This is a genomic window from Stutzerimonas stutzeri, from assembly GCF_013522825.1.
Taxonomy (GTDB): domain Bacteria; phylum Pseudomonadota; class Gammaproteobacteria; order Pseudomonadales; family Pseudomonadaceae; genus Stutzerimonas; species Stutzerimonas stutzeri_AK.
On sequence record NZ_JAAMQZ010000013.1, the window covers coordinates 42,706 to 54,171 of the forward strand.

11 protein-coding genes are annotated in these 11,466 nt (G+C 64.8%); 7 read left to right on the plus strand and 4 right to left on the minus strand.

The window, feature by feature from the left end; all coding sequences use genetic code 11:
• Positions 1-23 precede the first annotated feature (23 nt).
• From G7020_RS10200 to G7020_RS10215, 4 genes are all read right to left on the minus strand, one after another.
• Positions 24-1,700, minus strand: a complete 1,677-nt coding sequence (locus tag G7020_RS10200) for an AMP-binding protein (RefSeq protein WP_181084015.1) — start codon at positions 1,698-1,700, stop codon at positions 24-26.
• Between the two features lie 72 nt (positions 1,701-1,772).
• Positions 1,773-2,936, minus strand: coding sequence for an FAD-binding oxidoreductase (locus tag G7020_RS10205; protein WP_181084017.1), 1,164 nt, complete (start codon positions 2,934-2,936; stop codon positions 1,773-1,775).
• Positions 2,929-4,449 (minus strand): phytoene desaturase family protein, encoded by a 1,521-nt coding sequence (locus G7020_RS10210; RefSeq protein ID WP_181084019.1) that lies wholly within the window; start codon positions 4,447-4,449, stop codon positions 2,929-2,931. The genes G7020_RS10205 and G7020_RS10210 overlap by 8 nt, the downstream gene beginning before the upstream one ends.
• Before the next feature lie 44 nt (positions 4,450-4,493).
• Positions 4,494-5,330: an enoyl-CoA hydratase-related protein gene (locus G7020_RS10215; protein WP_181084021.1), complete on the minus strand. Its 837-nt coding sequence runs from the start codon at positions 5,328-5,330 to the stop codon at positions 4,494-4,496.
• Positions 5,331-5,934: 604 nt separating this feature from the next.
• Between G7020_RS10215 and G7020_RS10220 the strand changes: the two genes are divergently transcribed.
• The 7 genes from G7020_RS10220 (at position 5,935) to G7020_RS10250 (ending at position 11,463) form a co-directional block, all read left to right on the plus strand.
• Positions 5,935-6,870 carry a LysR family transcriptional regulator gene (locus G7020_RS10220; protein WP_181084163.1) on the plus strand — a complete coding sequence of 312 codons (936 nt, stop codon included), beginning with the start codon at positions 5,935-5,937 and terminating at the stop codon, positions 6,868-6,870.
• Positions 6,867-7,130: an EexN family lipoprotein gene (locus G7020_RS10225; protein ID WP_181084022.1), complete on the plus strand. Its 264-nt coding sequence runs from the start codon at positions 6,867-6,869 to the stop codon at positions 7,128-7,130. Before G7020_RS10220 ends, G7020_RS10225 begins: the two co-directional genes overlap by 4 nt.
• A 221-nt stretch (positions 7,131-7,351) precedes the next feature.
• Positions 7,352-9,349, plus strand: coding sequence for a conjugal transfer protein TraG (locus tag G7020_RS10230; protein ID WP_181084024.1), 1,998 nt, complete (start codon positions 7,352-7,354; stop codon positions 9,347-9,349).
• Positions 9,346-9,807: a ribbon-helix-helix protein, CopG family gene (locus G7020_RS10235; protein ID WP_181084026.1), complete on the plus strand. Its 462-nt coding sequence runs from the start codon at positions 9,346-9,348 to the stop codon at positions 9,805-9,807. The genes G7020_RS10230 and G7020_RS10235 overlap by 4 nt, the downstream gene beginning before the upstream one ends.
• Positions 9,804-10,817 (plus strand): P-type conjugative transfer ATPase TrbB, encoded by a 1,014-nt coding sequence (trbB, locus tag G7020_RS10240; RefSeq protein ID WP_181084028.1) that lies wholly within the window; start codon positions 9,804-9,806, stop codon positions 10,815-10,817. The genes G7020_RS10235 and trbB overlap by 4 nt, the downstream gene beginning before the upstream one ends.
• Positions 10,814-11,197, plus strand: coding sequence for a TrbC/VirB2 family protein (locus G7020_RS10245; protein ID WP_181084029.1), 384 nt, complete (start codon positions 10,814-10,816; stop codon positions 11,195-11,197). The genes trbB and G7020_RS10245 overlap by 4 nt, the downstream gene beginning before the upstream one ends.
• Entirely contained in the window at positions 11,194-11,463 is a 270-nt protein-coding gene (locus G7020_RS10250; RefSeq protein WP_034032010.1) for a VirB3 family type IV secretion system protein, read from the plus strand. Before G7020_RS10245 ends, G7020_RS10250 begins: the two co-directional genes overlap by 4 nt.
• Positions 11,464-11,466 lie beyond the last annotated feature (3 nt).

An 11,466-nucleotide genomic window follows, 5' to 3' on the forward strand; every position in this document is an offset into this window, starting at 1 on the left:
TGTGGCCTAAACCGATTGCGCACTCAGCGTCCGGCGCGCAATTCCGCGCGGAGGATCTTGCCGATGGGCGATTTGGGCAGTTGCTCGCGGAAGACGATCTGCTTCGGCACCTTGTAGGCGGTCAGGCGTTCGCGGCAGTGGCGGATGATCGCCTCGTCGTCCAGGCCGGGCCGATGCAGCGCGACGAAGGCGCGGATCGCTTCGCCGGTGGCGTCGTCCGCCACGCCGATCACCGCCACCTCGCTCACGTCCGGGTGTTCGGCAATGATGTCTTCCACCTCGTTGGGATACACGTTGAAGCCCGAGACCAGGATCATGTCCTTCTTGCGGTCGACGATGCGGATGTAGCCCTGCTCGTCCATCACCGCGATGTCGCCGGTACGGAACCAGCCGTCGGCGAAGGCCTCGGCGGTTTCGTCCGGACGGTTCAGGTAGCGTTCGACGATATGCGGGCCACGCACCAGCAACTCACCAGGCGTTCCCGGCGCGAGTTCGCGTCCCTCGGCGTCCGCTATGCGCACCTCGCTCCCGGGCATGGGCAGGCCGACGGTGCCCGGCCGCGATGTCGGCCCCGGCGGGTTGAACGACACGAAGCAACTGGTTTCCGTCAGCCCGTAGCCTTCCAGGATCGGGCCGACCACCGCCTGCCAGCGTTCGGCGGTACTCGGCCGCAACGAGGTGCCGCCGGAAACGGCCAGCTTGAGCTTGGGGGGATTGGCCTGCAGCCAGGGTTCCGCCAGGAGGCCGGCATAGAGCGTGTCCACTCCCGTCATCCAGCGCACCGGGAATTTGTCGAACGCCGGGAACACGTTGGACAGCGGGCGGGGATTGGGCACCAGCAGGTTGCGTCCACCGCGGCGGAAGAACAGCAGGAAGTTAAAGTTGAAGGCGAAGATGTGGTACAGCGGCGGCACGGTGACGATCGCTTCGCCGGTCTCGATATGCACGCCATGGGCACTGATGTAGTCCTCCGCCATGCGCAGCACGGCGAGCAGGTTGGCATGGCTCAGCACGGCGCCCTTGCTGCGCCCGGTGGTGCCGCCGGTGTACTGGTAGAGCGCCACGGGATGGGGTTCGGCTTGTGCCGGTAGCTGTCCTTGGCCGATGGCCAGAACCTCGCTGAAGCGCTGGTGGGCGATGCGCGGGGTAAGGTCGCCGCCGCTTTCGGCGGCCAGATTCTGCTGGATCGCGGCGCCGACGGCTGGCGGGAAGAAGTCTCCCAGGCTGGTGGTCACCAGGCGCACACCCTTCTCGGCAATCACCGCCTCGGCGCGGCCGACGAACAGGTCGCAGGCGACCAGCAGTTTGGCGTCGCTGTCGACCAGTTGTGCCTCCAGCTCGCGCGCGGTGTACAGCGGGTTGACGTTGGTGACGATCAGCCCGGCCTTCCAGGCGCCCAGCACGGCAATGGGATAGTGCAGGCTGTTGGGCAGTTGGATCGCCACCACGTCGCCGCTTTTCAGCCCCTGCTGCTTCAGCAGGTAGGCGGCGAAGGCATCGGACAGCTGGTCGACCTCGGCGAAGGACAGGTCGGCATGCAGGCCATTGGGCAGCACGATGGTGAAGGCCGCTGCGCCGGCGAAACGCTCGGCGCCCTGACGGGCGAAGTCGGCGACGCTGCCCCGCAGCGCCTGCGGGTCGACGCGGTAGCCGCGCAGGTTCGATGGATAGCTCTGTTCCCATGGATTGGAGATGGGCATGGCTAGTGCTCCTTGTTCTTGTTCTGTGCAGGTAGTGCTCGCGCCGTCCGACGATCCGGGCGGCAACGGCGGCTAGAGCTGGATCTCGATATCTCCGGTGGGGAAGGCGACGCAGGAGTAGATCCAGCCGAAGTCACGGTCGGACTTGCGCAGGTGCGCCTCCTGCGGGTTGAACACCGGGCCCGACACCAGCTTGACCCGGCACAGGCTGCACTCGCCCGAGCGACAGGCGTTCTCTGCGAAGTAGCCGTTGCGCTCCAGGGCGTTGAGCAGTGGCTCGCCGACCTTGCTGCGGAAGCTGCCGCGGCCCTGCACGGTGATCTGCACTTCGTCCTCCAGCGCCACACCCTCCGGCCAACCGGCCTGTTCGTGCGGTGCCTTGGGCGCGCCATTGGCCTCGACGCGGATGCGTCGACGGGCGACGCCCAGTCCGGTGAGCAGCGCCACGCAGTTGTCGTTGAAGGGGGTGGGCCCGCAGACGTAGAACATCTTGTCGCCGATGTCGCCTACCAGCCGTTGCAGCAACTCACTTGTCAGGCGGCCGGTATAGCCCCAGTAGCCGGTGGGCGGGCGGGAGATGACCTCGCTCAGGGTGAAGTTCTCGTGACGATTGGCCAATCCACGAAGCTCGTCATCAAAGATCACGTCGTCGATGTAGCTGTTCACGTAGACGAGGTGGAAGCGGTAAGGCAGGCCGCGATCGAGGATATCCAGCAGTAGGCTGCGCGCCGGTGCGCCACCGGAACCGCCGGCGAGGAACACCAGATCGTCACCGTGGTACAGCGGGTTGTGGTGGAAGGTGCCCATCGGTCCCGAACTGGTGAGGCGCTGCCCCACCGCCACCCGGTCGAGTAGGTGGTTGGAGACGAAGCCGCCCTTGGCCCGTTTCACCGTCAGGTCGTAGTACGCCCGCTGCGAGGGCGAGGAGGAAATGGCATAAGGGCGGGCCGTCCGAACTCCATCGATCTCGACGAACAGGTTGATGTACTGCCCGGCCTGGAAGGGCGGCAGTATCTGGCGGTCGGCTGCCACCAGACGCAGGGTCTTGGTGCTGGGCGTATCCTCGATGATCTCGGCGACTTCCAGCGCCAGGCGCTTGGGATGCAGTTGCCTAACGGTACTGCCTACTTCACCGCGTAATTCATAGAAGTCGCTGCCACTCTGTTCCAGAGCAAGTTTGGCCTCTGCGGCGGCGGAGTAGCCGGCGATCAGATGCAACGGATTCTGCTCAGGCATGCTCCACCTCCTTCTCCTTGAGTTGTTTGAGGACCGCGCGGGCGGTGGATTCGCCAGCCATGTAGGCCGGCTGGAATCCACCCATCGACGTCCAGGAACCAGCCGAATACAGTCCCGGCACGGCATCCAGGCGTTCGCGCAGCAGGGCCGAGTCCTCCGCGCTCTGCTGGAATCCGTAGATGGCGCCGCCCGGTGTGTTGAGATAGCGCATCATGGTCAGCGGCGTGGCTACTTCGACCTCCTCGATATGCTGGCGCACCTTCGGGTATACCTTCTCGATGACCGCGATGAGCTTCTCGGCGAACTCGTACTTGGTTTGCGCGTAGTGCTCCGGCGCCACGGATTTCCAGACGTCGCCGTATTGCAGGCAGACCAGCACTACCTGGCTCTTGCCTGCTGGCGCGGCACTCGGATCTTCCAGGTTGTAACAGGTGAGCATGCCGCCGAGCGGAGGCTCCAGGCTGCCCATGCGTGCGTGGATCTGCTCCTCGTCGAGGGTCTCGTAGATGAAGCTGGAGGCGGTGGTGACCCCCAGTTCTTCGGGGGGGCAGTCCAGCCCGAGATAGATGACGAAGGCCGAAGTGCCCATGCGCCGTGACTTGAAGTCCTGCTGGATCTTCAGCGGAGGGCGGTCGAGGTCGAGCAGCTCGTTGAAGGTGATCAGCGGGCTGGCGTTGGACACCACCGCCGCGCAGGTCACCGTCTCGCCACCTTCCAGGCCGACAGCGCTGACGCGCCCATCCTGGGTATGGATTTTCTCCACCGCACAGTTGAAACGAACCTCGCCGCCTGCTTCCAGGAACGACTCGATCAACGCGCTCGACATGGCCTGGGAACCGCCCTTGATGTGCCAGGGTTTGAACACCGCATAGGCGTAGAGCATGACGGCCAGGTCGGAGAACGGCAGCATGCTCGGCGACACGCCTAGGTAGAGCCAGTAGGTAGCGAGGATGTGCTTCAGCTTGGCGTCCTGGAAGAACTCATCCAGCACCTCCCTGGCCGGGCGGAAACCGTATTGCACGAAATACGGGCACATCGACTTGAGCATGGCTTCACTGTTGGCGCGACTGGCCTGGGGCAGGGTCATGAAGCTTTCCAGGCTGACCTTTTCGCAGACCAGCATGAAGCGTTCGATGGCCTCGCTCTCTGCCGGGTACATCTCCTGCAGCAGGCGGCGAATGCCGGACCAACTGGCCGGCAGGGTGACATCGAGTTCACCGGGTACGACCAGGCGATACAGCGCGTGTTCCTGGATGAACTCGACCTTGTCCATCACCCCTAGCTTGTCGAAGAACTTGCGCATCACGAACGGCTTGTCCTCGGTACCCAGGCCGCTGAGCTGATGTAACGCGACCTCGAACTCGAAGTTGCCGCGCACGAAGGATGTCGCGCAGCCCCCCGGAATGTTGTGGCGCTCGACCAGCAGGGTGCGACTGCCGCCCCTCTGCAGCGCGGTCGCGGCGGTCAGCCCGGCGTTGCCGGCACCGATCACCACGGCATCGTAATACTTCATCACCTATCTCCAACTTATCAGCGATAAGATTTGGTCAAAAAAACTCAGAAGGTTTTCTGCAGTTCGATCAGGTCGGCGAATTGCGCAGAAGTACCCGACGCGCGTGCCCCGACGGAGCGAAGGATGTCCTGGCCGCTGAGGATGGCGCTCTGTAGCAGCACCGTGTGTTGCAGGGACTCATAGACGCCGTGGTCACGGCTGTAGAGCATCGCGCGCTTGATGCCGTTGATTGCCACTGGCGGGCGCTCGGCAATCCTTCGGGCGGCAGCAAAAGCCCCGGCGAGCAGATCCTCGGCGTTGGCGAAGACCTTGGCCAGAAGCCCGAGTCGATAGGCCTCGGCGGCGTCCAAGGTATCCCCGGTCAGCGCCAGATAGCGTGCGACGCCGGCCGGAATCAGCCGTGGCAGACGTTGCAGAATGCCCAGGTCGGCCATCATGCCGACGTTGGTTTCCTCGATGCGGAACTTCGCCGCCTCGCTGGCGAAGCACAGATCGCAGGCCGCGACCAGATCGAAGCCAGCGCCGATGCAGGTGCCCTGTACCGCTGCGATGACCGGAAAGCGCGCTCGCTCCAAGGCATTCAGCGCTCCCTGCATGAGTTCCAGGTTGGCTTGCAGCATCTCGCGCTCTTGCGGGCTGGTAGCGTGGAATTCCTTGGCCGAGGAAAACATCTGCACATCCAGGCCGCCGCAGAAGACCTTGCCCTGAGCCGAAATGACCATTGCTCGCACCTTGCCTGAGCGGCTCAACTGGTCGACCGCATCCGGCAGCTCACTCCAGAAGGCTCTCGTCAGGCTGTTGGCCTTGTCGGGTCGGCTCAGTTGCAGGTGGGCGATGCCGTCCTCGACGGACACCTCGAAGCATTCGTAGGGTGAAGCCATAGTGGAACCTCTTGCTTGGCGATAAGGGTCAGACACGAGCCCACGCAGCGAAGCCGTTCATGTGCTTCGCCGGGTTTGGACTAGACAGGAAAAGTCCTGGAAAGGACGCCCGTGGAAGAGGTGATGACCCAGGTGGAGGATTTGTCGCGATCTACCGTGGTACCGCTGGAATCAAGGTTCCTGGCAGGACGCGGCGATAGGATCGACTCAGGCATGCTGGCGGTCATGGTTTGCTCCTGGGTATTCGATGGGCGTCCTGGAACGGGCCAGCGCACATCGGCTTCCGGGCTATTGCCGCAGAGGGGAGCCCCTCTTCTGGCTTTCTTGTGGAGCGCAGGCTACGAATCAATCTTATCGCTGTCAAGATATTTTAGCTGTGCTAAGATTGAGGTGGTTCAAGTCTTCTCGCCGCTTCCAGTAGAGCCAGAGCAGCATGGCCGAAACCGCCGTCCGCTCGAGCAATATCTCCGATGCGGGCAGCTTGGCTCGAGAGGCTTGCGGTATCTCCGTTACTGAGTCGTGGTAGCTGAAGCTGAATAGCGTGCCCGGCGCTGGTGTTATCTCCGATCAGCCAGTGGCACACACCGAAGGAGAGGATGAAGCAATGGAGCTTCGGCATCTGCGCTGCTTCCTTGCCGTTGCAGAGGAATTGCACTTTGCTCGCGCGGCTGAACGGTTGCACATCGAGCAATCGCCGTTATCGCGTGCGATCAAGGAGCTTGAGGAAGAGCTGGGCACGCAGCTCTTCCTGCGAACCACGCGGAGCACGAGGCTTACGCATGCCGGGCGACTGTTTCTGGAGCATGTGCCGCGCGTATTCACTGCTTTGCAACAGGCGCGCGACAGCGTGAAGGCCGTCGCGAATGGGTACTGCGGCCAACTGAGGGTGGCTCTCTCGGACGGGATATCTCCCTTGCGCTTCTCTTCGTTTCTGGCGCTATGCCGGCAAGAGGAGCCGGAGGTCGAGATTCGCCTGTTTGAAGTGTCGCTGTCGCAGCAGATCAAGGGACTGCATGACGATCTTTATGACGTGGGCTTCGCCCAGTCGGACGAGGTCGGAGATGGCGTCGTTGCTATTCCGGCCTGGAGCGAGCCGCTGGTGGCGGCGGTGCCGGAGCGCCATCCCATCCTGTCCCACAAGCGCATTCCGTTGGAAGAATTGCTGCGTTATCCACTGGTGCTATGTGACCCACAGGCGTGCGAAGGACATGCACGGCAGGTCGAGCGCTTCCTGCGCCAGACCGAAGCGGAGCCCCTGGTCGCGGAGCAGGTGGCCTCCTGCGACCTGATGATGGCGCTTGTCGCGGCTGGTTTCGCCCTGGGTCTGACCGGCGAGTCGTGCATCGCGGCTAGCCGCGAATCGGGTGTCGTGGGTCGCGCATTAAGGGGTTCTCCCCAGCTTACGACCTATCTGCTGCGTTCGCCGCGTGAACCATCGGCGACGCTGGCTCGTTTCATCGAGCGGGTACAGACCATCGATTCTTCGGATGACGTCCAGATCGCTAGCCAGACCAATACCAGGGAGGAAATCGAGCCATGAAGAAAATTATGCCGTTTCTCTGTGTCCTGATCCTTGCGGCCTGCGGTCAGCCTGAAACACCGACGCCGTCGGCGTTGCCTACGGTTGATGAGCTCGCGGCCGATCTCGCACGACTGAAAGAGCTGCGCCAGCAGTGCAAGCTGGAGCGCGCCCAACTGGGTGACGAGCTGTGCAACCGTGTGGCCGAGGCCACGCGCAAACGGTTCTATGGCGATGGGAAAGTGCCCTATACGCCGCCGAAAGAGCCGCCCAAGTTCTGATCGTGGGTGGGGCCTCCACACACCTTCCGTGTTCTCGCCCTACACGCTGCCATGCGCTCGTGCTTGCGGTGTTTTCCCTACATCTGCTCTCGCATGAATTGATGCTCTCCAGTTCATTCTTGTCCCGATAAAGGTCTTTGACCGGCACTGACCCGGCACCGAATCTCGACCACGCAGCCAGCATTTTTGCTGCCTTCACTGGAGAGATTGGGAGCCGGGAGATGCAAGGGACGAACGTGCTGTTCGGGCAGATCGCCGCCGTATTCGGCATCGTGATCGCCGGTGTGTGGACCGCCACACAATGGACAGCCGCCGCCTTGGGCTACCAGGTACGCCTGGGCTCGCCCTGGTTCGACTGCTTCGGTACGCCGGTCTATCACCCCTGGCGGTTGTTCGACTGGTGGTTCTTCTTCGGCGCCTATGCTCCACAGGTTTTCGACATCGGTGGCGCCATTGCAGCCGCCAGCGGCATGGTGGCCGTGGGCGTCGCTATCGCCATGTCGATCAGGCGTTCGCGCCAGTCGCGCCTGGTCACGACCTATGGTTCGGCGCGCTGGGCCGAGGCCGCCGACATCCGTTCGGCGGGCCTGGACCGGCCGGCAGGTGTCTTCCTCGGCCTGCATGACGGTCAGTACCTGCGCCATGAGGGCCCGGAACACGTCCTGACTTTCGCGCCTACCCGATCCGGGAAAAGTGTGGGCTTGGTGATTCCCACGCTGTTGTCCTGGACAGGTTCTGCTGTTGTCCACGACATCAAGAAGGAAATCTGGACTGCCACTGCCGGTTGGCGCTCAAGGTTCTCGCACTGCCTACTGTTCAATCCCACCGACCCCCTGTCGGCTGCCTACAACCCGTTGCTGGAGGTTCGGCGCGGCTCGCATGAAGTGCGCGATGTGCAGAACATCGCCGACATCCTGGTCGATCCCGAGGGAGCGCTGGAGCGCCGCAACCATTGGGAGAAGACCTCTCACGCGCTGCTGGTCGGCGCCATCCTGCACGTGCTCTACGCGGGCGAGGACAAGACGCTGCGCGGCGTCGCCAACTTCCTGAGCGATCCGGCATGCCCGTTCGAGGTGACGCTGCACCAGATGATGACGACGCGCCACCTGGGCGACGGGACGCATCCAGTAGTGGCGTCCGCCGCACGCGAAGTGCTCAACAAGTCGGAGAACGAGCGCTCGGGTGTGCTGAGCACCGCCATGTCGTTCCTCGGCCTGTACCGCGACCCCACGGTGGCCGAGGTCACCTCGCGGTGCGACTGGCGCATCGCCGATCTGATCGCCGCCGAACATCCGGTGTCGCTGTATCTGGTAGTGCCGCCGTCCGATATCAGCCGTACCAAGCCGCTGATCCGCCTCATCTTGAACCAGATCGGGCGGCGGCTCACCGAATCGCTCGACGGTTCTGACGGCATCGAGCGCCGCCACAAGCTACTGCTGATGCTCGACGAATTCCCTGCGTTGGGCAGGCTCGACTTCTTCGAGACGGCGCTTGCCTTCATGGCCGGTTACGGCATCCGCAGCTTTCTCATTGCCCAATCGCTCAACCAGATCGACAAGGCCTACGGGCAAAACCATTCCATCCTCGACAACTGCCACGTGCGCGTGACCTTCGCCACCAACGACGAGCGCACGGCCAAGCGCATTTCCGAGACGCTGGGCACCGCGACGGAGCTGCGCGCGCAACGCAACTACGCGGGCCACCGGCTCGCGCCATGGTTGGGGAACCTGATGGTGTCGCGCCAGGAAACGGCGCGGCCGCTGCTGACGCCTGGAGAGGTGATGCAGTTACCGCCGGACGAGGCCGTGGTGATGATCTCCAGCGTCGCGCCGATCAGGGCCAGGAAGCTGCGCTACTACAGCGACGCCAACTTCAAGCGCCGCGTGCTGCCGCCCCCCGTCCTCGTGGCCGGGCGCTACGCCGACGCACCGCTGGCGCGAGCGGACGACTGGAGCGGCCTGGCCATGCCAGACGTGCCAACACCGATTGCGGGTTTTAACGATGACCCGGCCGCCAGCGTCGAGGAGGGTGGCCCACGCCACCAGCCCGAACTGTCCGAGACCGTCGCCTACAGCCCGGAGCGGGCGCCGGCCTGCAGCGACCTGGCGCTGCTCGATGACGACGACCTGCAGCCCGTTCTCCCTCGCCAGCTCGATCCGGCCATGCAGCGTGTCGCCCGGCTGGCTTCCCTCGATCCCGACGACGGAATCCAGCTATGAGCCAGTACCGCCTCAACCTGTTCATCCAGCCCGAACATGCCCGCCGCCTGGACGAGCTGGCCGCCAAGAAGGGCGTGTCCAAGTCCTCCATCGTCGCGGCGGCCCTGGCGTCCTGGCTGTCGCCGGACGCGGGCGACCAGCGCGAGGCGGCCATCGCCAAGCGGCTGGATCGCCTGTCGCGCCAGTTCGAGCGCCTGGAGCGCGACCAGACCATCGAGATCGAGACGCTGGCGCTGTTCGTGCGCTACTTCCTGACCGTCAGCACGCCGGTGCCCGAGGCGCATCAGGAGGCGGCCAAGGCCCAGGGCAAGGCACGCTTCGAGCAGTTCGTCGAGCAGCTCGGCCGCCACCTGTTGCGCGGCCGTAGCCTGGTACGCGACGTGGTCGAGGAGCTGCATCCGGACAGCCCGCACATGGACGAGACGGCGCTGGGTGAAGCGCGGGAGCGTGCCTCATGAGTGCCACGGCTACCTCGCTGGACCGGCGCATCCGCATGCTGCGCACGGCGATGGGGCCGGTGATCGCCGCCGCGCTCGAGGACCCGGATGTGGTCGAGATCATGCTCAACCCCGACCGGACGCTGTGGGTCGATCGCCTGTCATCGGGGCGCGCGCCGCTAGGCGCGAAGCTGTCCGAGGAGGACGGCGAGCGCATCATCCGCCTGGTCGCCGCGCATGTCGGCGCGGAAGTGCATCGTGGCCAGCCGCTGCTGACCGCCGAGCTGCCGGAAACGGGTGAGCGTTTCGAGGGCATCCTGCCGCCGGCGGCGCCGGGGCCGGCCTTCGCGCTGCGCAAGCGCGCCGTGGGCGTCATCCCGCTGGAGCGCTACGTGACCGACGGGATGATGACCGCCGCGCAGGCCGAGTTCCTGCGCGGCGCGGTGCGCGAGCGGCAGAACATCCTGATCGCCGGCGGTACCAGTACCGGCAAGACCACGCTGGCCAATGCCTTGCTCGCGGAGATCGCCGCCACCGGCGACCGCGTGCTGGTGCTCGAGGACACCATCGAACTGCAATGCGCCGCGCGTGATCACGTGCCGCTGCGCACCCGCGCGGGCGTGGTGTCCATGCGCGAGCTGGTGCGCGCCACGATGCGCCTGCGCCCCGACCGCGTGGTGGTCGGCGAGGTGCGTGGCGGCGAGGCGCTGGATCTCATCAAGGTCTGGGGCACTGGCCATCCAGGCGGTATCGCTACCCTCCATGCCGGCTCCGCCCTGGGCGCGCTGCTGCGCCTGGAGCAACTGGTGCTCGAAGTGGCGGTGAATCCACCGCGGGCGCTGATCGCCGAGGCGGTCAACGTGGTGGTCTTCATCGCCGGCCGCGGTCGCAAGCGCCGCATCGAGAGCATCGCCCGCGTGACCGGTTTCGACGAGGCGGGTTACCACCTGGCGGAGGTGCCGGGGGAGCCGCTCGCCGATCAGCTCACGCCCTTTTTCCTGTCCCCGACCACGCCTGGAGAACTGCCATGACGCCGACACGCGCCCCCGCTTTCCGCTTTTCCGTAAATCCGGTCCAGGTTCTTGCACGCCTGCGCCGCCTGGCCGGCCCCGCGCAGCGTGGCTTGCTGCTGGCCGCCGTCATGCTGATGACGGTCGGCACGGCGAGGGCCGCCGGTTCCTCGATGCCCTGGGAAGGTCCGCTCGAATCCATCCTCGAATCGATCCAGGGCCCTGTCGCGCGCATCGTGGCTGTGATCATCATCATCGCTACGGGACTTGCGCTGGCCTTCGGCGACACCTCGGGCGGCTTTCGCAAGCTGATCCAGATCGTATTCGGCTTGAGCATCGCCTTCGCCGCGTCCTCGTTCTTCCTGTCCTTCTTCAGCTTCTCCGGCGGGGCCGTCGTATGAGCACGGCAAGCGACCTGCCTGGCTTCGAGGTGCCACTGCACCGCTCGCTGACCGAGCCGATCCTGCTTGGTGGCGCGCCGCGCACCGTAGCGATCGCCAACGGCACGCTGGCCGCCGCTGTTGGGCTGGGGCTGCAGCTCTGGCTGCCGGGCCTGGCGCTGTGGCTGGTCGGCCACGCACTTGCCGTATGGGGCGCGCGCGTCGATCCGCAGTTCATGCAGGTGTTCGCCCGGCACCTCAAGCACAAACCGCTGCTGGACGTGTGAGGG